This window comes from Salipaludibacillus sp. HK11, assembly GCF_047795645.1.
In the GTDB taxonomy this organism is placed as follows: domain Bacteria; phylum Bacillota; class Bacilli; order Bacillales; family Salisediminibacteriaceae; genus Salipaludibacillus.
On sequence record NZ_CP181045.1, the window covers coordinates 4,793,899 to 4,817,267 of the forward strand.

Sequence of the window (23,369 nt, forward strand, 5' to 3'; positions counted from 1 at the left end):
ATGAAACAGGCAAATATCTTTATGGCTTTTCTTCGAGTTGGGTTACTTGGGTATGGAGGCGGACCAGCTTCCATACCACTTATTCAAAAAGAAGTTGTCGATAATTATCAATGGATGAACGATGAAGAGTTCTCTGATATGCTCGCGATTGGTAACACATTACCAGGGCCGATAGCAACAAAACTAGCAGGGTATATTGGTTATAGGGTGTCAGGTGTATTAGGAATGGTGAATGCTATTTTCGCTTCCGTTGTTCCAACGGTTGTATTGATGATTATCTTACTTACATCTTTAGCTAATTTTCGTGAATACGACTGGGTGCAAGGAATGACTCGTGGTGTTCTTCCGGTTGTTGCTGTGATGCTAGGTGTTTTGACGTGGGGTTTTTTCAAGAAATCAAATACAGATTTCGGGTGGTTAAAAGCTAGTTTACTAGTGATTGTATCGATCATTTTAATTCAACTTGTGGGGATTCATCCTGCGGTCATTATTGCTGCACTTATATTATTTGTTTTACTAAAACCATCAAGTAAAAACAAGGGAAAAAAGGGTGGTGAAAAAAGTTGATATATTGGCAAATTTTCTTAGCCTTTTTTATTCCGGGTATTGTTGGATATGGTGGTGGACCTGCTACTATTCCTCTAATTGAATACGAAGTTGTTCATAGGTATGGCTGGATGACAATTGAAGAATTTGGAGAAGTTTTGGCGTTAGGAAATGCTTTACCAGGACCGATTGCAACAAAAATGGCCGGATATATTGCCTTTGAGGAAGCTGGAATTCTTGGAGCAATCATAGCTTTGTTCGCGACAATTGCCCCGTCTCTTATTTTAATGGTTATTTTGTTAAGTGTACTGATGAAATTTAAAGATTCACCGAAAGTCAAACTACTTTCATCTATTGTTAGACCAACAATTGCCGTGTTATTAGGAGTGATGACGCTTCGTTTTGTAGAGACTTCTTATTTTGATAATGGTTGGATGCAAACAGGTTTTTTATTAGTTATTAGTTACTTCTTGTTGGAAAAGAAAAAAGTACATCCAGCATTTGTTATATTAGGAGGACTGATATATGGAGCAGTAGTTCTTCGATAAGATATTTCTAGTCAAACTGCAGTCTTGTGCCACTTGTCCACCCTGCTTCCAATTCAGGTAAACCATTTCTATCGATGATTTCTTCGACAACTTCTCGATGAATCGTCACCCCTTCAACACTCAAATAGGGGGATATTTGTTGAAATAAATGATGAAAATATGCCAATTCTTTTTCGGACCATTCGTTTTTTGGTATCATTGATAATTCTGTCATATCTCGGCCAACATACATGATTAAATCAACTCCATAAGAACATATTTCGAGTTAGTTTTGCATGTTGATACTAATCTTATACAAAAAAATAATGTACGTGTAAAAACAAGTAAAGGAGTCATTACATTTATGTCAATTTCAAATGATAAGGTAGCATTAGTAACAGGTAGTAGTCGTGGGATCGGGAAAGAAATTGCGCTGAAACTGGCTAGAAGTGGTCATAACATCGTTATCAATTATGCAAGAAGTCGGTCGAAAGCGGAAGAAACTGCAGAAGAAATTCGGAAACTTGGTCAAGAAGCAATTGCTATAAAAGCGAACGTAGCTAAAAAAGAGAAAGTTAAAGAAATGTTTGAAGAAATTGATAAATATTTTGGACGAATTGACATTCTTGTTAATAATGCAGCCTCAGGTGTCTTAAGACCAATTCTTGAAGTAGAGGAAAGCCATTGGGATTGGACGATGAATATTAATAGTAAAGCAATGCTTTTTTGCTCACAAATGGCTGCAGAACGAATGAAGAAGCAGGAGACAGGTGGAGCAATCGTAAGCCTTAGTTCTTTAGGTGCGATGAGGTATTTACCGAATTATACAACTGTTGGTGTTTCGAAAGCAGCTGTAGAAGCTTTAACTCGGTACTTAGCGGTGGAACTTTCTCCTTTTAATATTCGTGTTAATGCTGTTTCTGGCGGTGCTGTAGATACAGACGCATTAACTCATTTTCCTAACCGAGATGAATTAATAGCGGAGGCGAAAAAACGGACGCCAGCAGGAAAAATGGTGGAGGCAGAAGATTTAGCGAATGCGGCAGTATTTTTATTGTCAAATGAAGCAAGTATGATCCGCGGACAAACGATTGTTGTTGATGGCGGAATTTCTTTGCTAACTTAATATGTGGAGTTATCTTTTTTAAAACATTTTGGATAAGAACTTCAACACCTGGACATATTAATTTGTGTGGAGGTGATACACATGCAAAACCAACAAAATCAAAATCAAAATGCTTCTAAAACAAATGCCCAGCAAGTAAAGAAACAGAATCAACAGTCTGCTCAAGGTCAAGGGCAACAAACGGAGTTTGCAAGTGAAACAGATGCGCAGCAAGTGAAGCAGCAAAACCAACAATCTGCACAGCGTAAGCAGCAAGCTTCTTCTAAAGGACAACAGCAACAATAACGAGTTGCTGAAATAGTGCAGTAAGTTTTATGCGTTAGGAAACCTCTCCATTTATTATGGGGAGGTTTTTCTTATGAAATTAACAATATCTTCGTGAATAGAATACTTGGATTTGAAAGAAATAAGCTATAGCGTTTTAAAAATCAGTGAAACAATAGTATAATGAAAGAGATTAGGTCATAGTGCTTTTTTTTTGCATAATATTATGAATAGAAGTCAGCTTATTTCAAAGGAAGAAAATTTTTTTCAAGGGAGGAAAAATATGATTTTCCGGCGGAAACGAAAGGAGCAAGTGGAGCAAAAGCAGGATAAAAGAGCAATTAAAATAATTTCGGTGACAATAGATGATATTCGGTCAGCGGTGAATCAATTCGCAATCAATTTGGATGAAGGAATATCACTACGTAGTATTATTTCTGATAATCATGAAATAGATTTTGAACTGTTACATTCATATTTAGGTGGTAAACCGGACAAACCTTTTTATATGTCTAAAGAAACATTTGAAATTTTTGAGGATGCAAAATATCCTAAGCATATTGATTTTTGCCAAATTGCTTGTGATCAATATTTTCTCGAAACTGGGGCAGAACCAATTATTCCAGGTGACCCCTCAAATCAAGTTAGCTATTTTAAATTACAAAATTATCTCGTACAAAAACCTCCCTTCGATTTGTATTTAGATTCGAATGACCGGATGGTCACCCATAGAAAACCTTCGAATCGAGAGAGAAAGGAGTAACAGTGTGGATTTCCCAAAAGTAGGTAGCAATATTGAAGTTCAGAGCTATAAACATGATGGATCGCTTCATCGTGTTTGGGAAGAGACGATTATATTAAAAGGAACGACTCAGGAAGTCATTGGTGGCAACGATCGAATCCTTGTACAGGAATCAGATGGACGGCAATGGAGAACAAGGGAACCAGCGATCTGTTTTTTTACGGCTCACCAATGGTTTAATGTCATTGGCATGATACGCGATGATGGTATATATTACTACTGTAATTTAGGAACACCGTTTACTTATGATACAGAAGCTTTGAAATACATCGACTATGACTTGGATATTAAAGTTTATCCTGATATGACGTACAAGTTATTAGATGAAGATGAGTTTACTTTACATAAGAAACAAATGAATTATCCAGGTGAAGTTGAGGTAATATTAAGAAAGACAGTTGATGAACTCGTCTCTTGGATAAGCCAAAAAAAGGGTCCATTTGAACCCGGATTTATTGAATATTGGTATGAACGCTTTTTATATCATAGATAAGGAAAATAAATGACCATATAGTGGCGGTTCTGTTAGAATTAGAACCGCCTTTGTTGTGTTATAGATCGATTTTTAGCATATATTTTCACTATACGTGAGAATGTTTGGCAGTTGATCGAGGAGATGTTCGATTTGGAAAGTATCAAACGTTATATGAAATTTGTGAAGCCATATTGGAAGGAAATCAGCATTACTATGGTTATAGGAATGCTGAAATTTGGAATACCGTTAATTATTCCGTTAATATTAAAATATGTGATAGATGATATCATCGGTGCAGATGGTCTATCACCTAACGAACAATTGAATTCTCTTTACTGGTTAATGGGAGTTGTGTTAGTTGTTTTTATTGTGTTTCGACCGCCTATCGAATATTATCGACAATATTTAGCGCAATGGACCGGTACTAAAGTGCTATATGACATTCGTGAAAATCTATTTGTTCATTTACAAAAATTAAGTTTAAAGTTCTATTCAAATAAAAAATCAGGCGAGATAATCTCGAGGGTTATTCATGACGTAGAGCAAACGAAAAACTTTATTATTACAGGATTGATGAATATTTGGCTCGATATGTTCGTGATAATCGTTGCTATTGCAATTATGTTTTCGATGGACGTTATGCTAACTCTCATAGCAATTTCATTACTACCACTTTATGGATTTGCGATAAAGTATTTTTTCTCAAGGCTGCGTATTTTAACAAGACATAGATCTCAGGCACTAGCAGAAGTGCAAGGACACCTTCATGAACGTTTACAAGGAATGAATGTGATTCGTAGTTTTGCCCTTGAAGATTACGAACAAGTTGAGTTTGACAAAAGAAATGATAATTTTTTTTCCAAAGCAATTGATCATACGAAATGGAATGCAAAAACTGCAGCAGTAGTTAATACGATTACTGACATAGCACCCGTCATGGTTATTGGATTCGCTGGGATTATGGTTATTCAAACAGGAATGACAGTCGGAACAATGGTTGCTTTCGTATCCTATATGGACAGGCTGTACAACCCTTTAAAACGCCTTGTTAACTCAGCAACAACGTTAACCCAATCGGTGGCATCTATGGACCGTGTTTTTGAATTAGCTGATGAAAAGTATGACATTACTGATAAAGAAAATGCAGTTCCATATTCGTACCCACAAGGTGAAGTGACATTTGAAAATGTCAGCTTTAGTTATAATGAAGGGGAAACAGTTCTTGAGGATATTAATTTCCGAGTTGAGCGTGGAGAAACGGTCGCGATCGTTGGTATGAGTGGAGGAGGAAAAAGCACAATTATGAGCCTTATTCCTCGCTTCCATGATGTAACAAGTGGCTGTATTCGTATTGATGGAAAAGACATTCGAGATTATCAAGTTCGTTCTTTACGAGATCGAGTTGCGATGGTTCTTCAAGATAATATCATATTTAGCGATTCTGTGATGTTTAATATTCGGATGGGTAATCCTGAAGCGACCGATGAAGAAGTCTATGCTGCTGCAAGAGCGGCTAATGCTGATGCTTTTATTAAAGAGCTCTCAGAGGGGTATGATACGAATATCGGTGAGCGGGGAGTCAAGCTTTCTGGTGGGCAAAAACAACGCGTGGCAATAGCACGTGTCTTCTTGAAGAGTCCAGAAATTTTAGTATTTGACGAAGCGACAAGTTCTCTTGATTTAGAAAGTGAAAAATTAATCCAGGATTCTTTATTTCGATTAGCAGAAGATAGGACGACATTTATTGTTGCTCATCGCCTGTCTACGATTACTCACGCAGACAAGATTCTAGTCATTGATCATGGCAAGTTAGTTGAGGAAGGAACTCATGAAGAGCTAATGAAACAGCGAGGAGCCTATTTTGATCTCTTCCAGATCCAACAGTTAACTTGAGTAAAGTTCTTGGGTGCTAGAAACTAAAAATTCAACGTTATTACTAATATAAAAAGCACCCATTTGGGTGCTTTTTATATTAGTAGGAGTCACTTGTTAATTTCAATTTGTTAATACTGCTCGCGCTCTCTTATTTTCACTTCATTATCATTCTTGTGATAGGTGAAAAAACCATCCACTAGCCGGTCCATATGCTCCAATTCTTCGCTGTATTCAATGACGAGTGCTATGACAGGGAGAAAATGAATCCATTCATCTAGTTCAATTTCTTGATCTTTATGGCATGCCATAAAGACATTAATGAGTTCTTGTTTTCCATCGTTTATTTGTTGATAAAGATCTCCAGTTGCTTGTGCTTTAACTTTACCCATATATTTAAGCAGAATGCGTTCGTGATAGTTTGTTAAATAATCTACTTGTAGTTGAAGTAAATGGCTCATTTCTTCGGGTAATTGGTTCAAGGCATTGTTTTGCTTGCTCAAGCTTTTCATGATTTCTTTAGCTTTTTTTGTACAGCTAATCATTTGTCTGAATAAAACTATTTTTCGCATGCGAGAGTATTCGCTTTTTCTAAAATAACTTCTTTCTTCTCTGTAAAGGATAAAGATATTTTCGAGTTTCAGAACAGATTCACGAATTTTATTCATGTCTTGCTTTAATGTTCTATAATCAACTTCATGATGAAGCAATAGACGAATCCATTGAATAATTTGATCATTTGTGTCTGTGATTTTATGGTAGAGTTGACTTTCGTGCTTTGGCGGCAAGAAGATCATATTTACAATAAAGGCAGAAAATACACCGATCATGATCAGTAAGAAACGGTTAGCGGCGAAATTAATAAAATCATCGGTAGGGCTTCCCATAATGATAATTGATGTTACAACAGCTAACGGAATAATTGCATCTTTCTTTAGTTTAATATGAATACTAATAATGAGAACAACGACAACACCGACAACAAAGGGTTCATGGCCGAATGCTAATACAAATAAGATTGCTAGTATTGCACTAATAATATTTGCCTGAATTTGATCCCAGATTAGCGTAATGCTTTTATGAACAGATGGTTGAACAGCAAAGAAAGCGGCTAACCCTCCGAAAGCGGGCGTTTCAAAGCCAAGCCACATTGCTGCATAAAGAGCCAACGTGACGGCGAGTCCTGTTTTAAAAATTCGGGCTCCAAGCCTCATAATAAAAAAATTCCTTTCTAACTTAATTGTTATTTACTTGCTAAGCAGTGGGAGGTGTATAAGTAAGTCAAGTCTTTAAGCAATATTCATTTATATATTTAATACGGATGTACTATACACTTCTTTTCCAAAAACATCAAGGAACAAAACGTGAACTTTTTAATAATGAAGATGAACTATTGCCTACGGAAAGCGAGAGAGTTTTTCAAATATCATACGACTCTTGATTATTCATGTAGCAGTTTAAAATTGATCTGTCTGTTGTGTCATATGGTCGTACTAGCTTATAACGTTTTCACCTTATAAGTGAAAAATGATAGAAAAAGTATCTCCATCATTAGAAAAAAAATTTAAATTCAATAAAAGTACTAAAGCCACTTTCGCAGTGTGGACTGTTTCTCAATTTTGATTCCTGTAACGCTCCGAATGCCTTGCTGATACGGAACGATTTCCAATCTTTATTCCTGTAACGCTCCGAATCTCTTGCTGATACGGAACGTTTTTCAAACTCTATTCCTGTAACGCTCCGAATGCCTCGCTGATACGGAACGTTTTCAAATTTCCATTCCTCGAACGCTCCGAATGCCTCGCTGTTCGGAATATTTTCCGAAGACTGAAGCATTGAGAACGGAAAGGGTTCACCTATAGTGGACCAAGTGCCCCCTGTAAAAGTTTTGTGAGAAATTGATTTTTTCATCTCGTAAGTCTAGTACTTCTTAGTGTTTTATGAATAATTCGGGTACGACTATTCTGTATTTCTGACTTCTTCAATTGGAATTTTCAAAATAAAATTGGTTTAGATAAATAAAAAAGAGGATAACCACTAAGTTTGATTAGCGGTCATCCTCTAAATATTTTCTGTATCTAAATTTATTACTCTGTAGAAACCGCTGGGTCAGCTTGCTGTTTCACTGGGACGATTTGCCTAAAGTTCGCTGAAGGATCTTCTAACAATTTATCGACCAATGCGACTTCATCGTTTTGATTCAGTGCTGCGAGTTCATCGCGATACAAGGTTAATAGTTCAACCACATCTGAGATACCTTCCTCTGATAATGATTCAATTCCTACTTTTGCACCTTTTGCGATGCGACTTCTCATAAGCTTTTCAGTTAAGCCCATTTCTTCGTCATGACGCAAGTAAACGACACCACCGGTCATACCCGCACACATCCATGGTCCAGGGTCACCCAAGACTAATCCTCTTCCATTTGTCATGTATTCGAAGGCAAATCCTTTAATATTTGCATGAACGCCTACATTGTAAAGGTTGGCGTTAGTTAAAGGTCTCTTTAAACGACCGCCAAAGATCATGTCTGCTCCTGATAAACGGATACCAGCACGTGAATCTGCATCACCTTGAATAATAAACGTTCCCTTAAGCGCACCATAACCAATCCCTTTACCAACAGAACCATTGATTAATGCACCGTCGACACCTTTTGTTTTAAACACTTTAAAGGACCCTCCGAACATTGTTTTACCAACACCGTCTTGCGCTCCACCGGTAATGTGAATGTTTACCCCTTCACTGTTATAGGCACCGAGCCCGTTACCGAGAATCGATCCTTTGGAGTATCTTAAATCGATTTCAGGCAATGAGCGGTAAGACCCATCTAGCTTCCCACGAACACGGTGTCCAGATACACGGCTACCAAGAATACGTTGTTCTGCTGTGATAGCTTCAAAATCCCTTGAAGTAGTCAACTCACTAATATTAGCATCTAAATACTCAAATTCAGCACCGACAGCTACAGCTAATTCCTGTTCTTCTACATCTTCAACTGCCTTAACAGGTTCAAATGGTGCTACGTCCTGTTCAGGTAGCGTTGAGAGAAGCTCAGTCAAGTCTAGTTGATCATGTCCCCGAGTTTGTTCAAGAAGATCGGCTCGGCCAACTATATCTTGTGTTCGTTTGAATCCAAGAGATGCCGTGACAGCTTGAAGCTCTTTGCCAAACTGAGTAAACATTGTTGTTAGACCTTGAACGGCAAGGTCATATTCACGAGGAACGAACCTACGTAGACCGTGATCTTTTGCTTGTGCTTCTGTTTCAATTTGTGTCGCAATTCCTACGTGACAAGTGTCGAGGTGACAACCGCGACAGGCGGTACAGCCAACAGCTATCATGGATAATGTTCCGAATCCAATTCTGTTTGCCCCTAATAACATGAGTTTAACTGCGTCTTGAATACTCTTAACACCGCCATCGGCCCAAAGTTCAACTTTATGACGAAGTCCAGCTTCAAGAAGTGCGAAATGAGCTGCTTTTACACCAATCTCTGCAGGGAGTCCAACATGTTGCAAAGCATGAACTCTGGCTGCACCAGTTCCACCATCAAACCCACTTAATGTTATGAAATCAGCACCAGCTTTAGCGATACCAACTGCAATCGTCCCGATATTCGGAACAATCGGAACTTTAACTGTAACCTTCGCTTGATCGTTTGCAGTTTTAAGTTCTGTTATCATCTGGGCCAAATCTTCAATTGAATAAATATCATGATTGTTTGACGGTGAGATCAAGTCAGAACCAGTTGTAGCATTACGAGCTGCAGCAACTTTATCTGTTACTTTTGATCCGGGCAAGTGTCCACCTTCACCAGGTTTAGCACCTTGACCAATTTTAATTTCTAGCAAATTTGTAGAGTTGAGCAATTCAACATTTACACCAAAACGTCCTGATGCAATTTGCTGTCCACGAGTGTTCGGGTATTTCCCGAGCATATCCTTGATCTCTCCACCTTCACCATTAAAACTAATCATATTCAGACGCTCTCCAGCTTCTGCGTAGGCACGGAATGCTACTTCATTTTGAGAACCAAATGACATAGAGCTAATCATAAATGGGAGGTCATGCTTTCCAACACTAGTATCAACACTTGCTGAATCATAATCAGATTCGGTTGTTTTTAAGTCGGTGAAATGTCTGATTGTCGTTGGATTTTTCGTTTCTTGTTCAGCAATTTTATCGCCAAATTCTTTATATTCAATTTTTCCAGAAGCAAGGTCTCCAAGGGACTTCCAAATACGAGGGAAAATATGGAATGTTTTTCCTGCTCTAGATTTTTCATTGGTAAAGTCCTCTTTACGTGCAATGCTATCTAGTTTCATTTGTTCAAAGTTATAACTTACCTCTTTACTTGCTAAGTAGTTGACGATATTTAAGTGATCAGCAATTTCATCATTTAAACCAATCGTAGAGAATAGTCTTCCATAACCACGTAATTCATGAATTCCAATGGTGGAAATGATTTTCTCAAGGCCTTTATTCAATGCAGAATACAACTTCACTGCTGGTTCAGCATTATCACTTACAACCGTAGCAAACATAACATATGGGTTAATTAAGTCTGCCCCTAAGCCAAATACAACTGCAAGGTCGTGAAGAGTGCGTATACTGCCGGACCTTAATACTAGTGAACAATTCCGACGTAACTCTTTTTCAGTCAACGCTAGGTCCATTGCAGATATCACTAAATGTGGATCTAACCAGTACCTGTCATCCTCATGAGTACCATGATCATCCAAAACGATTAAAGATTTACCAGATTGAATAGCGGCAGTTGCATCGTTAGTTAGTCGTTGCAAAGCTTGATCTACTTCTTCCTTTTCAAAACGAACGAGCTCGAGTTTTTCAACTTCATCGCTTTTCTGGTAATACTCGATAATCCCTTCATATGAAGGGTGGTTATATTCTTCTTGAAGACCTTTGCCTGAAATTCCTTCACTTATTACAGGAGAGTCCAATTGAATGATTGTTTTCATTTCTTCACTTCGAAATAATCCTGGACGTCTTCCAATCACTACTCGAGTAGAGAAATGTTCCATTTCCCGATCTCTGTCGATAGCAGGATTTGTAACGACGGCAACACTTTCTTTAAAAAAGTCTGCAACGTTCTTTCTACCTGGGTGCATGGCTGCTAAAGGTGCATCATGTCCAAGTGAGCGGATCGGTTCTGCGCCTTTTTCCGCCATTTGTTCGATCAGTTGAATATGCTCCCGATCCCACCCATTGGCTGAATAGACAGACGGGTTAACATTTTGTTGGAATAAAACCGTTTCTGGAGTATATTTCCATTTAGTTGTTAGGCGGTTACTTGCTGCTTTAATTGGTAGTTTGTCAGCCATACGGTTGTAAACTACTTCTTGTAATTCATCGTGCCATAAAACTTCAATTGTTCCCTGTTCATTTCGTTGTAAACCGACTTTTTCTCCAGGAGCAAATGGTTTCGGTTCTGTAACGTATAAGTCCGATGTGAAGATCCCTTGCTCTGAAGAGAATATATAGCTTGATGTCGTTTCAAGCATCCATACAGGACGTAACCCGAGGGAGTCGACACTGAAAACCGCTTCATTGCCTAGGCGAGAAATAATCCCTGCAGGCCCTTGAGCGAAATGCCCCCACGCTTCTCGGATGTAGGAATATAAATCTTTTAAATGTTCTGGAAAGTGATTAATTTCATTAATTATCGGTGGAAAGAGGACTTCAAGTGTTTCGAATAACGATAATCCTTCTCTCGCAGTAAACGTATCTATGACTCTATCTAAATCTTGAGAGTCACTTCCTCCATCAACTAAAGGCACACCAACCATATTGGCCTCATCACGTAGTTTCGCGATGGTGTTGATTTCTCCATTATGACCGATAACGCTAAACGGCTGAACACGGAAAAAATTAGATAATGTGTTCGTAGAGTATCGGTTATGACCTAGTGTTGTTGTAGACGCTACAAGTGGATCAGCTAAATCAGCATAGTATTTAGGTAAGATATCACCTGCGCCCATTACTTTATAAACAGCATTCTCATGGCTTAAAGAAGCTACGTGAACAGCTAAATTCTTTTCACACTCAATTGTTAAATTAAATAGAATTGAACGAAGCACTGCTTCTGATTTGATCTCATTTGAGTGGAGAGCAAATTGCCAAAATAAAGGCTCTGCTTTTTTTGCAATCGGACCTAAAGCTTCTCGGTCAGTCTGATCTGTGCTTTCAAAAAGCATTGTAAATCCTTTCGCTTCGAAAAGATCTTTCATTTCTTGTTGAAATTTACTTGTTTCTTGCGATTTTTCAATAAATAAATGGCCAACAACAAATGAAGGAGAGTCAACAAGTGATGTATCCAGTTGAACTTCCTTAAGCTTCTTTTTCCATAGAGCTCTAGGGATATCGATATGAATACCTACACCATCGCCTTCTTCGTTAATAAAGCCAGCTCGGTGATTCATCTTTAACAATGCGTTAATTGTGTCATCAATATTTTTTTTCGTTGGAATATTTTCCTTTTCAATAAATGAAACAATTCCACAACTGTCATGTTCTTCTTGTAGAGCTCCGCGGAACCGTTGAAGTTCTTTTGAAACTTTCCTCATAAATCCGGTCAACGTTCGACCTCCACCTCCTCAAAAAAATAAAACAACTCTGTGTTAGTCAGAAAATCTGACAAAAATAAGCATAAAAATATGATAACAGAATTGTCAGAATTATAATTAACTATACCATTCATTTATAGATAAATCAATTAATTATACAAAAAAAAGAATAAGAAATGTATGGGAATATTGATGTTTGAACAAACGCGAAGGCCTCTAAAAGTGGTTTGGAAGCGTTTTCACACTCGATTGGAGACATAAAAGGAGATGGGACGAATCGTCATCTCCTTTATAAATGTATATTTATGCAAAGTTCCACTCAGAAAATACATCTTCAACTGTTTGGATGGTTTTTTCTATATCAGATACTGAATGCTCAGTCGTTAAAAACCATGCTTCGTACTTTGATGGAGCAAGATTTACCCCTCGTTTTAACATTTGTTTGAAGAAATATGCAAATTTTTCTCCGTTACTATTTTCGGCTTGCTCATAATTTGTAACTTTGTCTATATCGAAGTAAACAGTAAGGGCTCCCTTTAAACGATTGATTGTCAAAGGAATGCCGTGTTTTTCCGCTGCATTACTAATTCCAATTTCCAGTTGCTCACCTAGTTGGTCTAATGTCTCATAAACATTCGTTTTGCTTAATATCTGTAAACAAGCGATTCCAGCTCGGATTGAAGCTGGGTTCCCAGCCATTGTTCCAGCTTGGTATGTCGGTCCGAGTGGGGAAATTTGTTCCATAATTGCACGTTTTCCTCCGTAAGCTCCAATAGGGAGGCCTCCACCAATAATTTTTCCGAGAGCTGTAAGGTCGGGTTCGATTCCGAGAAGGTTTTGTGCGCCTCCGTACATAAAACGAAATGCTGTAATTACTTCATCATATATAACGAGTGCACCTGCTTCGTGTGTCAATTCATTTACTGCTTTTAGGAAACCGGGTTTAGGTTCTACAATTCCGAAATTACCAACGATCGGTTCGACTAGTACACCAGCAATTTCGCTCCCCCAGAGTGTTACTGCTTCTTTGAGAGCATCAACATCATTAAATGGAACGGTAATCACTTCCTTAGCAATACTTTCTGTGACTCCAGCCGAGTCTGGGTTTCCTAATGTAGATGGTCCTGATCCTGCAGCTACAAGGACTAAGTCTGAGTGGCCGTGGTAACATCCAGCAAATTTTATAATTTTATCACGTCCAGTATAAGCTCTCGCGACTCTAATCGTTGTCATAACAGCTTCTGTTCCAGAATTGACGAAGCGGACTCTCTCCAATGAAGGAATTGCATCTCGAAGCATATTTGCGAAGGTATTCTCGTGTATAGTAGGTGTCCCATAAAGAACACCATCTTCAGCTGCAGATTTGATTGCCTCTGTTATATGTGGGTGGGCATGTCCCGTAATAATTGGGCCGTATGCTGCAAGGTAATCGATATATTGATTATTGTCTTCGTCCCAAAAATACGGGCCCTTTGCTTTTTTCATAAAAACGGGGGTTCCCCCTCCAATTCCTTTGTAAGATCGTGATGGACTATTAACTCCACCGAGAATGACGTCTTTAGCGTTTTTATAGAGTTGTTCTGATTTTTCAAATGTCATGGCAATTGACCTCCTATGTATGTTCGTTAGATCACATGTAATTGTATCATGTTCATTGATGCACCATCTAGCAATTAAAGCAGGAAGAGGTTGGAGAGCTCTAAGTAGTAAATCTTGTCCTAATCCATTATAACGATTCATACATTATAATAGGAGGGGGTAAAATGCAAAGCCTCTTTATTTTAGGTGCAATCATGATTTCAATTATAGGGGTTGGAATGAGTTTATATGTGCTAATTATTAACCAAACATCGCCTAATCGTAGGATTTCAATTCGTCATTTTATCGTTCTTCTTTTTGTTTATTTAAATGTAATGGTAGGGTTTGGGGTGTTATATATATCCTTACAATTATTGGGGATCCCAGTTTTAAAAGAAAGTAGCGAAGGACTCCAATCAGATTCGTTGCTTCATTTAATAGAAGACGTACTGTATTTTAGTGCGGTGACACTCTTGACAGTAGGCTATGGAGATATTATTCCTCAAGGAGTGGGTAGATGGATTGCGGTGATACAAGCGCTGATAGGCTATTTACTACCAGCTGCGTTTGTAGTAACGACGTTTATTCGGCATGATGAGGAAGTAAGACCTAAGAGACATCCTTATCGTTTGTAGCTTGTGAGAAAGTTGGGTATGATGAAAAGGACAAACGATAAGGAGGATTATTCATGACAGTTGAAATAGGTCAACAAGTTTCGGATCGCAAGCTGAAAGGTAATGGAGGGAAAGAAGTTTCCCTAACTGATTATCGTGGGAAATATGTAGTGCTCTATTTTTACCCGAAAGATATGACTCCAGGGTGCACAACGGAGGCGTGTGATTTTAGAGATAATCACGAGAGCTTTAAGGAATTGGATGCGGTCATTTTAGGGGTTAGCCCGGACCCCATAGCGAGGCATGAGAAATTTATCGATAAACATGAGCTTCCATTTGAATTGCTTGCAGATGAAGAGCACGAATTAGCCGAGGATTTTGACGTATGGAAGTTGAAGAAAAATTTCGGGAAAGAATACATGGGGATTGAACGATCGACATTTGTGATTGATAAAGAAGGGAAACTAATGAAAGAATGGCGTAAAGTGAAAGTAAAAGGCCATGTTGAGCAAGCGCTTGAGTTTTTGCGAGAAGAAACAAAATAGTTTTTTGGAAACCACTTGGGATCAAGTGGTTTTTTTGTTTGCTTAATCCTGATTTATTCATAAAAAACTAAGGGGTACTAAAAGGTATTTGGTGAAAAAATCGATTCCTTACAGAATAGTTACAGGGGGGCGCTCGATCCACTATAGGCCGTCCCCTTTCCGTACCTCGCTGATTTAGTCTTCGGATAGATAGTGAAATTGAAATCGAAATTGAAAAACTCTCCATACTGCGAAAGTGCCTCGAGTTCCTCGTAGAACGATTTCAAAAACACTCTTGACTAATTAAATTTACCAATGTAGTATATTGGTTAGTTAGTTAAGTGATTAACAGATGAGGTGATTGAGATGAAGAGCCATTTAGATGACGATAAGCCAATTTTCCAGCAAATATGCGAAATGATGGAAGAGGATATATTAGATGAAGAGATTCGCGAAGGTGATAAAATCCCGTCTACGAATGAGATTGCAAACTTTTATAGAATTAATCCTGCAACAGCTGGAAAAGGGATTCAATCTCTTGTGGATAAAAGCATTATTTATAAACGGAGGGGAATAGGTATGTTCGTTGAAGAAGGGGCTAAACAAAAATTAATTGAAGAACGAAAGCAAGAATTTATGAAAAACTATGTCCAACCTTTAATTCACGAAGCGAAAAGGTTGCAAGTTAATAAAAAAGAGATAATTTCTTATTTGGAAAAGGAGGAAGAAATATGAGTGAAACAGTAAAGGTTGTCGGACTAAATTATTTTCATGAAAAAGAGCAGTCATTAAAAGATGTGTCATTTACCTTAGAGACAGGAAAGGTATATGGTTTGTGGGGACGGAATGGAGCAGGTAAAACGACGTTAATGCGATGTATAGCAGGCCTTTCACCAGTGGATGAAAAGAGTATCAGTGTAATGGAGGTAGAGCCGTTTGATAATGATAAATTATTAGGAGATATTTGTTTTATTCAGGAGAATCATCCACTAAACCCGATATGGCGTGTCAAAGATGCCTTGGAAATTGCATCTTGGTTCCAACCGGAGTGGGATGAATCATTAGCCCAGCGAGCAATGAGTGCATTTAAATTAAAACCGACGATGAGAGTGAAGAAAATGTCAAAGGGGATGAAAACAGCTTTAGCACTTTCAATAGGACTGGCAAGTAACGCTAAAGTAACCATTTTTGACGAACCTACTAATGGACTTGATGCAGCATTTCGTGAAACTTTCTATGAATTGTTAATGAAAGAACATGAAAAAGAGAATCGTTTATTTGTTATTTCAACACATTATATACAAGAGTTACAGCGATATATGGAACAACTATTAGTTATTCATGATGGGGAGCTTGTGCTAGATCAATCTCTAGAAGAAATCAGAGGCGCTTCAGGATATATTCATGGTAAGAAAGAAGAATTGAATTTTCTAGAAGATGATTCTTCTGTTATCGAAGTAAAAGAAATGGGTGGGGTGGTTCGTTATATGGTTGAAATAAACGAACATACAGAAAAGCCGATTTTAGAAAAAATAGATCAACAAGTGGAATTGCAAGATTATTTGTTAAGAAAAACAGAGGTACGAAAAGAGGAGGCGATCTGAATGGATGTAATGAAAGGTATTTGGTTAATTTTATGGATAGAGTTTCGGCGCTCATATGTTATTTTTTGGACTATTATATTAAGTTTTATGATGTTAGGAGCAATGCTCAGTTATACTTTCTTGTCAGAATCTGAAGTAATAATGAATTGGAATACAAATTTCGCTGTGATGGTTTACTTGACTATTACCGGGGCATTTTTGATAAAGTCAGGGATTCATTACGGTGTTGCCATGGGCGCGAGTCGTGTCAAAATGTACTTTGCTATTTGTATATTTATGTTATGTATCGCAACGATTAGTGCATTCATTGATGTAGGAATTTACTTTGCTTCTAACGCGGTGTTTCATTCGTTAGGAATATTATTTGAGGTTAATAGCCTTTTTGATTTTATTGTTGTGGAGAAAAATGTTGTAAATTATACTTCGTTAAATTTTGCTCTTTTTTCCCTGACGTTGTCGGTAAGCTTATTAATATCTCTACTGAAATATCACTTTGGTTCCATATTTCTATATTTGCTTGGAGGGGTGCTTGCTTTATCGATATTTATCCCAGCAATGAATGCATATTGGATAGAGTTAGGGATGTGGGTTTACGAATCAGATGTGCTTACGATTTTTGTAGGTGTTATCTTCACTAGTATTATAATATTTTGCTTGCCATTATTATTAATAAAAAAAATAAATGTGTTTTCAAATAAAAAAGAAGCTCTATAATGAAATCCGCGTTTAAGAAAGGTCGTCTTTTATATTTTTGGTTAACTTTAGTCAAGTTTCTTCATATAAAATAGAAAATGTATTTTTTATACTTTAAGAATGTTTAACTTCGCTAAAGGATTAAAGTATAAGATAAACTAAGGCTTTCGCCATGAAGGACTTGGCGACAAGCCAAGCTTTTCTAATGTTCGGGTAGTGTTGGCTATGTTACTATAACTGTATAATGGAATTAAGATTGTGAAAGGGGACCAAATAAACGTGAAAGTAGTAACTTCAGCAAAAATTAGAAGAGATATAAGAGAACAATTAATTAAATCCTATTCAGAATTGGACTTTCAATTTCATACTAATATAGACGAAGCTGAGGTAGATTTATTTGATGCTGACGTTCTCATCACGTATGGAGAAGATTTGAATGACGAACATATATATCAAGCGAAAAAATTGAAGTGGATCATGGTAATTTCTGCAGGATTAGATGAAATGCCATTTGAAGCGATTAACAAGCAAGGCATTACAGTTACGAATGCGAAAGGTATTCATGCGATTCCTATGGCTGAATATACGATTGGGATGATGCTCCAAGTTTCAAGGCAAGCGAAAGTAGTTATTGAAAATGAATACAATAAAAAATGGGATAGATCACCAACGATGACGGAATTGTCTGGTAAGACAATTGGAATATTAGGAGCGGGGTCTATAGGACAAGAGATTGCGCGTTTGTCGAAAGCTTTTAATATGAAAGTAATTGGATTAAACAGAAGCGGGAGTCAAGTAAAGAATTTTGATGAAATTGTCACTAAAAATCAATTGGAAAGTTTACTTAAAGAATCAGACTTTCTCGTGTCTGTTCTTCCAAAAATAAAAGAAACGAATAATATATTAGGGGAAGACGAATTTTTTCAAATGAAAAAGAATGCCATTCTCATTAATATCGGGCGAGGGAACGTTATTAATGAACAGGATTTAATAAAAGCTTTACAGAAAGAAGAAATTCAGCATGCGGTATTGGATGTATTTAATGAAGAACCTCTACCAAAAGAAAACTCTTTTTGGCTGAATGAAAAAATTACTGTGACGCCGCACTTATCAGGCATTTCTCCGCAATACCAACCTAGGGCGTTCGAAATATTTGACCATAACATGAAGGTGTTTCTTGGAGATGCAGAGAAGTATATTAACTTAATCGATCCCGAAAAAGGATATTAAGATTAAAAAGGAGGATCCGAGCTAATGAAACTGATGATTTGTGTCGTTCAAAATCGTTACAGGGATGCACTAGAAGAAGGTCTGAAGAAAGAAGATTACCGAATGACTGAGTTGGCCAGTAGCGGGGGATTTATGAGAAGAGGAAGTACAACATTTTTAATAGGGATTTCAGAAGAAGATATTGATAGTCTTAAAATTAAAATGCAAGAGATCTGTTTATCGGTTGAGGACACAAAAGGGAAATCAAAAGAAAAGTCGAGTCGCTATACATCTTTTCTCATTGATGTAAAAGATAGCTTACCACTATTACAACATAATAAAGTGTGAATTGATGAAGGGAATTAGTGATGGGGAGGCCATACCTGTCAATTATATAGTCTTACGATGGTGTTTCATTGACAATGATTGAGGTAATTATGTATACTAATTGTAAATATTATAAAGTAATAATTCTTACTTGTAGAGGATTGATCGTGTAAGATTAAAATGTATTTGTTACAATTCAGTTTAAGTAGAAGAGGTGAAAATCAATGGAGAACCTTCGACTTCAAGATGCACTATATTCATTAAAAAATACTAAAGTCCGAATGACTCCGCAACGACACGCGATTTTAGAGTTTTTATTTAGTGCGAGAGCTCACCCGACAGCGGATGATATTTATAAGGCTCTTGAAAATAAATTTCCTAATATGAGTGTGGCCACAGTATATAATAATCTTCGTGTATTTAAGGATGTAGGTTTAGTGAGAGAATTAACCTATGGGGATTCCTCTAGTAGATTTGACAGCAATACATCGGATCATTATCATGTGATTTGTGAAGATTGTGGTAAAATTGTTGACTTTCATTATCCAGGTTTAGATGAAGTAGAAACGTTGGCCGAACACGTTACAGGATTTAAAGTGACGAATCATCGGATGGAAATATATGGTGTGTGCCCAGGTTGTCAAAAAAATACAAAACACTAATTCTAAACTGGGAGCGCTTTGTTTCCAGTTTTTTTCTTTAACGATATTAGGGTTTATAACAGTGTGGATTAATTAAATTTAAGAGGGTTTTAAAAGAGGTAGAATGGTTCGGCTTGGTAGCAACTAAGTAGAGAGGTTCTAGATCCTTTTATCTTGTGGCAAGGGGAGAAATTACTTCCCCTTGCTTCTTTTATTGTTGTATTTCTCATCAAATTCTTTGCCTTCTAGAGATTTATCTAACGTGAGTGGTGCGTCGCAATACATACAAGCATCTACCTTGCCAAGCATTTTTGTATATTTTTCACAATCGGGGCAAAGAACTTGAACCGCTTTCGAAGAGAGCATTCCAATCCAAAAATAAATGACTGTGCTCGCAATAATTGCTAGGAATCCAAGTAACATAAACAACGTCATTAAAAGTGGACTTGTTTGAAAAAATAAACCCAAATACATAATGATGATTCCACCAAATATAAGCAAAAGCGCAAATGTTCTTATCTTATTTATTTTATTTGTAAACTTAACTGCCATTATATACGCCTCCCAAAAAAGTATTATATCATATTCAAAGCAATAAAAAATAGCTAGAAGGAGTCTGATCGTTAAATTTTATTAGAACAGAATGAAGGATTTATGAAAATGGTGTCGAAAACTTTGGAGAGGGATTCGTATTTCTTCTATATAATTATCGTACTGAAAATTAGGGAGGGTTATAATGGATGACCTACTAAGACAATTATATCAAGATCGGACAAATGATGAAGATACTTTAGGTATTATTATAATGGAAAAAAGAAAGCTTCTTGATGCAAATACAGATTACTTTGATGTGGTGTTACTAGTTATTCTAGGAGAAAATAAGACAGGTTGGGAAATAAAACATTATGAATACAGTGAATTCAAAGTGGCAATGCATTTAGTTAGCGCGGAACAGTTAAATGAGTGGTTGTTAAATAGTTCTAATCGAAGAATTGTAGATTGGATTATGAATGGAAAAGTGATATTTGATCGAAATGAATATATGAAAGAATTCCGTCAAGTAATGAAGGAATTTCCAAATAAAGAACGGCGAATTAAAATAGGTGTTGAGTTTTCGAAGCTGATTCGCCGATTCACCGATGGTAAATCCTTATATTATGAAGGTCATTATTTAGATTCTTATAATCAAATAGTTCACGCACTTCACCATTTAGCTCGGTTATCAATTATAGAACACGGATTTTACCCTGAAGTGATGGTGTGGCAACAGGTGAAAAAAATTGAACCTGAAATTCATAAATTATACTCGGAATTAGTCACAGGAACAGAGTTGATTGAAAAAAAACTGGAACTGTTGCTTATTGCTATTGAATTTGAATTGATGGCTAAAACAAAGCTGGGTAGCGCACATATATTAGAATTAATGAAGAAACAAGAAAAGGCCTGGACCATTCAGGAGTTAAAAGAGCAAATGTTGATACATGATTATTCTCTTGATTTAAGCATCTTGATGGAGTACTTAGTTCATAAAGGATATGTTGATGTCGTGAAACAGGAAACGAAAGGTGGGGCTATCTACCATCGACTTTATGTACTAACGGAACGATAACGTCATGAAGCGAGTGTTTAATTTGAGAAATAGGTGAAGGCGAGGTTCATGATGTACTTGGTAGAGTATTATCACTAATGTCTCTTTTGTGAATAAAATTATCAGTCGTTAGTTATTTGGATTATTATTTAGAGGTGTTTCCTTCCGCTTTAAAGGAGGGGAAGGAGTGTCTATAATGATTATGTTAAAAAATATGAGAATTTGAGCATGATGATTCTTGTTATTATTATTTATATAGTGCGAATTTGGTGTGTAAGTGAATAGTGATTACGGGAGAGAAACTTTTTTTAAAGGCGAGAGTGTTTAGTTACGCTAATTATCTAATTCAATGTAACATTGAGATCGCTCGTGATTCTATTATTGAATTCTGACAACTATTTGCAATGTTTTTTTAAGTTTTAGTTTTTATTTTTAAACAAAGGTTGCATCGACACTTTGTTTTGTGGTATATTATTTCTTGTCGCCAACGAAATGTTTATTTAATATTAGCTTTTGCGACAGAGAGATTTAAAATTGTTGTTGACTTAATTAAGTAAAATATGTTATATTAATTAAGTCGCAAAAAACGACATGGAAGATATTCTGACCTTTGAAAACTAAACAAAAAGCCAAGCGAAGTGGGATATTTTAAAATATCTCGTCAAAGTAACACCAAGCAAGAAACGCCAGACGAAAGTTTGGTTTTGATGTCATGGACATCAAACTTGATGAAAAGTCATCATACTTTATCGGAGAGTTTGATCCTGGCTCAGGACGAACGCTGGCGGCGTGCCTAATACATGCAAGTCGAGCGCAGGAAGCAAGCAGATCCCTTCGGGGTGACGCTTGTGGAATGAGCGGCGGACGGGTGAGTAACACGTGGGCAACCTGCCTTGTAGACTGGGATAACTCCGGGAAACCGGAGCTAATACCGGATGACCATTTGAATCGCATGATTTGAATGTAAAAGTGGGGAGCAATCCTCATACTACGAGATGGGCCCGCGGCGCATTAGCTAGTTGGTAAGGTAATGGCTTACCAAGGCAACGATGCGTAGCCGACCTGAGAGGGTGATCGGCCACACTGGAACTGAGACACGGTCCAGACTCCTACGGGAGGCAGCAGTAGGGAATCATCCGCAATGGGCGAAAGCCTGACGGTGCAACGCCGCGTGAACGATGAAGGTTTTCGGATCGTAAAGTTCTGTTATGAGGGAAGAACAAGTGCCGTTCGAATAGGGCGGCACCTTGACGGTACCTCACGAGAAAGCCCCGGCTAACTACGTGCCAGCAGCCGCGGTAATACGTAGGGGGCAAGCGTTGTCCGGAATTATTGGGCGTAAAGCGCGCGCAGGCGGTCTCTTAAGTCTGATGTGAAAGCCCACGGCTCAACCGTGGAGGGTCATTGGAAACTGGGAGACTTGAGTGTAGGAGAGGAAAGTGGAATTCCACGTGTAGCGGTGAAATGCGTAGATATGTGGAGGAACACCAGTGGCGAAGGCGACTTTCTGGCCTACAACTGACGCTGAGGCGCGAAAGCGTGGGGAGCAAACAGGATTAGATACCCTGGTAGTCCACGCTGTAAACGATGAGTGCTAGGTGTTAGGGGTTTCGATGCCCTTAGTGCCGAAGTTAACACATTAAGCACTCCGCCTGGGGAGTACGGCCGCAAGGCTGAAACTCAAAGGAATTGACGGGGGCCCGCACAAGCAGTGGAGCATGTGGTTTAATTCGACGCAACGCGAAGAACCTTACCAGGTCTTGACATCCTCTGAACAGCTAGGAGACTAGCCTTTCCCCTTCGGGGGACAGAGTGACAGGTGGTGCATGGTTGTCGTCAGCTCGTGTCGTGAGATGTTGGGTTAAGTCCCGCAACGAGCGCAACCCTTGATCTTAGTTGCCAGCATTTAGTTGGGCACTCTAAGGTGACTGCCGGTGATAAACCGGAGGAAGGTGGGGATGACGTCAAATCATCATGCCCCTTATGACCTGGGCTACACACGTGCTACAATGGATGGTACAAAGGGTTGCAAGACCGCGAGGTCAAGCCAATCCCATAAAGCCATTCTCAGTTCGGATTGCAGGCTGCAACTCGCCTGCATGAAGCCGGAATTGCTAGTAATCGCGGATCAGCATGCCGCGGTGAATACGTTCCCGGGCCTTGTACACACCGCCCGTCACACCACGAGAGTTTGTAACACCCGAAGTCGGTGAGGTAACCTTTTGGAGCCAGCCGCCGAAGGTGGGACAGATGATTGGGGTGAAGTCGTAACAAGGTATCCGTACCGGAAGGTGCGGATGGATCACCTCCTTTCTAAGGAGCTCTAAGCTCAACTTATTGAATCGAACTTCGCTTTGGCCTTTTTGTTTAGTTTTGAGAGGTTATACTCTCA

The 23,369-nt window shown here is 38.1% G+C and carries 22 protein-coding genes and 1 rRNA gene; 17 read left to right on the forward strand and 6 right to left on the reverse strand.

Annotation, left to right across the window (positions count from 1 at the left end):
• Together ACM26V_RS22640 and ACM26V_RS22645 are read left to right on the forward strand one after the other, a co-directional pair.
• On the forward strand, nucleotides 1-567 hold the full coding sequence (locus tag ACM26V_RS22640; RefSeq protein ID WP_416149032.1) for a chromate transporter: 567 nt from the start codon (nucleotides 1-3) through the stop codon (nucleotides 565-567).
• On the forward strand, nucleotides 564-1,094 hold the full coding sequence (locus ACM26V_RS22645; protein ID WP_416149033.1) for a chromate transporter: 531 nt from the start codon (nucleotides 564-566) through the stop codon (nucleotides 1,092-1,094). The genes ACM26V_RS22640 and ACM26V_RS22645 overlap by 4 nt, the downstream gene beginning before the upstream one ends.
• A gap of 7 nt (nucleotides 1,095-1,101) precedes the next feature.
• Here the strand turns inward: ACM26V_RS22645 and ACM26V_RS22650 are convergent, their stop codons facing one another.
• A complete protein-coding gene (locus ACM26V_RS22650) occupies nucleotides 1,102-1,326 on the reverse strand; it encodes a cytosolic protein (protein ID WP_416149034.1) in 225 nt (74 codons plus the stop codon).
• 111 nt (nucleotides 1,327-1,437) lie between these two features.
• Here ACM26V_RS22650 and fabL point away from each other — a divergent pair, with 111 nt between their 5' ends.
• The 5 genes from fabL to ACM26V_RS22675 all read left to right on the forward strand — a co-directional run bounded on the left by fabL (nucleotide 1,438) and on the right by ACM26V_RS22675 (nucleotide 5,633).
• Complete coding sequence (gene fabL, locus ACM26V_RS22655) at nucleotides 1,438-2,199, forward strand: enoyl-[acyl-carrier-protein] reductase FabL (protein WP_416149035.1); 762 nt, start codon at nucleotides 1,438-1,440, stop codon at nucleotides 2,197-2,199.
• 81 nt (nucleotides 2,200-2,280) lie between these two features.
• The gene (locus ACM26V_RS22660; protein ID WP_416149036.1) at nucleotides 2,281-2,484 is read left to right on the forward strand and encodes a gamma-type small acid-soluble spore protein; all 204 of its coding nucleotides are present in this window, start codon (nucleotides 2,281-2,283) and stop codon (nucleotides 2,482-2,484) included.
• Nucleotides 2,485-2,746: 262 nt separating this feature from the next.
• A complete protein-coding gene (locus ACM26V_RS22665) occupies nucleotides 2,747-3,226 on the forward strand; it encodes a DUF3939 domain-containing protein (RefSeq protein WP_416149037.1) in 480 nt (159 codons plus the stop codon).
• A 4-nt stretch (nucleotides 3,227-3,230) separates the two neighbouring features.
• Nucleotides 3,231-3,758 carry a DUF402 domain-containing protein gene (locus ACM26V_RS22670; RefSeq protein ID WP_416149038.1) on the forward strand — a complete coding sequence of 176 codons (528 nt, stop codon included), beginning with the start codon at nucleotides 3,231-3,233 and terminating at the stop codon, nucleotides 3,756-3,758.
• 132 nt (nucleotides 3,759-3,890) lie between these two features.
• The gene (locus tag ACM26V_RS22675; protein WP_416149039.1) at nucleotides 3,891-5,633 is read left to right on the forward strand and encodes an ABC transporter ATP-binding protein; all 1,743 of its coding nucleotides are present in this window, start codon (nucleotides 3,891-3,893) and stop codon (nucleotides 5,631-5,633) included.
• A gap of 110 nt (nucleotides 5,634-5,743) precedes the next feature.
• On the opposite strand, the gene ACM26V_RS22680 is transcribed toward ACM26V_RS22675, so the two are convergent.
• The 4 genes from ACM26V_RS22680 to ACM26V_RS22695 all read right to left on the reverse strand — a co-directional run bounded on the left by ACM26V_RS22680 (nucleotide 5,744) and on the right by ACM26V_RS22695 (nucleotide 13,798).
• The gene (locus ACM26V_RS22680) at nucleotides 5,744-6,826 is read right to left on the reverse strand and encodes an FUSC family protein (protein ID WP_416149040.1); all 1,083 of its coding nucleotides are present in this window, start codon (nucleotides 6,824-6,826) and stop codon (nucleotides 5,744-5,746) included.
• A gap of 337 nt (nucleotides 6,827-7,163) precedes the next feature.
• Nucleotides 7,164-7,523 (reverse strand): hypothetical protein, encoded by a 360-nt coding sequence (locus ACM26V_RS22685; RefSeq protein WP_416149041.1) that lies wholly within the window; start codon nucleotides 7,521-7,523, stop codon nucleotides 7,164-7,166.
• A gap of 176 nt (nucleotides 7,524-7,699) precedes the next feature.
• Entirely contained in the window at nucleotides 7,700-12,199 is a 4,500-nt protein-coding gene (locus ACM26V_RS22690) for a glutamate synthase-related protein (protein ID WP_416151951.1), read from the reverse strand.
• A 303-nt stretch (nucleotides 12,200-12,502) separates the two neighbouring features.
• The gene (locus ACM26V_RS22695; protein WP_416149042.1) at nucleotides 12,503-13,798 is read right to left on the reverse strand and encodes a glutamate-1-semialdehyde 2,1-aminomutase; all 1,296 of its coding nucleotides are present in this window, start codon (nucleotides 13,796-13,798) and stop codon (nucleotides 12,503-12,505) included.
• 164 nt (nucleotides 13,799-13,962) lie between these two features.
• Here ACM26V_RS22695 and ACM26V_RS22700 point away from each other — a divergent pair, with 164 nt between their 5' ends.
• The 8 genes from ACM26V_RS22700 to perR all read left to right on the forward strand — a co-directional run bounded on the left by ACM26V_RS22700 (nucleotide 13,963) and on the right by perR (nucleotide 19,410).
• On the forward strand, nucleotides 13,963-14,412 hold the full coding sequence (locus ACM26V_RS22700; RefSeq protein WP_416149043.1) for a potassium channel family protein: 450 nt from the start codon (nucleotides 13,963-13,965) through the stop codon (nucleotides 14,410-14,412).
• Between the two features lie 53 nt (nucleotides 14,413-14,465).
• Nucleotides 14,466-14,936 (forward strand): thioredoxin-dependent thiol peroxidase, encoded by a 471-nt coding sequence (gene bcp, locus ACM26V_RS22705; protein WP_416149044.1) that lies wholly within the window; start codon nucleotides 14,466-14,468, stop codon nucleotides 14,934-14,936.
• Between the two features lie 345 nt (nucleotides 14,937-15,281).
• On the forward strand, nucleotides 15,282-15,650 hold the full coding sequence (locus ACM26V_RS22710) for a GntR family transcriptional regulator (protein ID WP_416149045.1): 369 nt from the start codon (nucleotides 15,282-15,284) through the stop codon (nucleotides 15,648-15,650).
• Nucleotides 15,647-16,519, forward strand: coding sequence for an ATP-binding cassette domain-containing protein (locus ACM26V_RS22715; protein ID WP_416149046.1), 873 nt, complete (start codon nucleotides 15,647-15,649; stop codon nucleotides 16,517-16,519). The genes ACM26V_RS22710 and ACM26V_RS22715 overlap by 4 nt, the downstream gene beginning before the upstream one ends.
• Nucleotides 16,520-17,233 (forward strand): hypothetical protein, encoded by a 714-nt coding sequence (locus tag ACM26V_RS22720; protein ID WP_416149047.1) that lies wholly within the window; start codon nucleotides 16,520-16,522, stop codon nucleotides 17,231-17,233.
• 258 nt (nucleotides 17,234-17,491) lie between these two features.
• Nucleotides 17,492-18,442: a D-2-hydroxyacid dehydrogenase gene (locus tag ACM26V_RS22725; RefSeq protein WP_416149048.1), complete on the forward strand. Its 951-nt coding sequence runs from the start codon at nucleotides 17,492-17,494 to the stop codon at nucleotides 18,440-18,442.
• A gap of 24 nt (nucleotides 18,443-18,466) precedes the next feature.
• Nucleotides 18,467-18,769 (forward strand): cyclic-di-AMP receptor, encoded by a 303-nt coding sequence (locus ACM26V_RS22730; RefSeq protein WP_416149049.1) that lies wholly within the window; start codon nucleotides 18,467-18,469, stop codon nucleotides 18,767-18,769.
• A gap of 203 nt (nucleotides 18,770-18,972) precedes the next feature.
• Nucleotides 18,973-19,410: a peroxide-responsive transcriptional repressor PerR gene (perR, locus tag ACM26V_RS22735; RefSeq protein WP_416149050.1), complete on the forward strand. Its 438-nt coding sequence runs from the start codon at nucleotides 18,973-18,975 to the stop codon at nucleotides 19,408-19,410.
• 171 nt (nucleotides 19,411-19,581) lie between these two features.
• Here the strand turns inward: perR and ACM26V_RS22740 are convergent, their stop codons facing one another.
• Complete coding sequence (locus tag ACM26V_RS22740) at nucleotides 19,582-19,941, reverse strand: YgzB family protein (protein WP_416149051.1); 360 nt, start codon at nucleotides 19,939-19,941, stop codon at nucleotides 19,582-19,584.
• Nucleotides 19,942-20,125: 184 nt separating this feature from the next.
• On the opposite strand from ACM26V_RS22740, the gene ACM26V_RS22745 reads away from it, so the two are divergent.
• Both ACM26V_RS22745 and ACM26V_RS22750 read left to right on the forward strand, forming a co-directional pair.
• Nucleotides 20,126-20,998 (forward strand): nucleotidyltransferase-like protein, encoded by an 873-nt coding sequence (locus ACM26V_RS22745; RefSeq protein WP_416149052.1) that lies wholly within the window; start codon nucleotides 20,126-20,128, stop codon nucleotides 20,996-20,998.
• A 725-nt stretch (nucleotides 20,999-21,723) separates the two neighbouring features.
• Nucleotides 21,724-23,290: ribosomal RNA gene (locus ACM26V_RS22750) — 16S ribosomal RNA — on the forward strand.
• Nucleotides 23,291-23,369 lie beyond the last annotated feature (79 nt).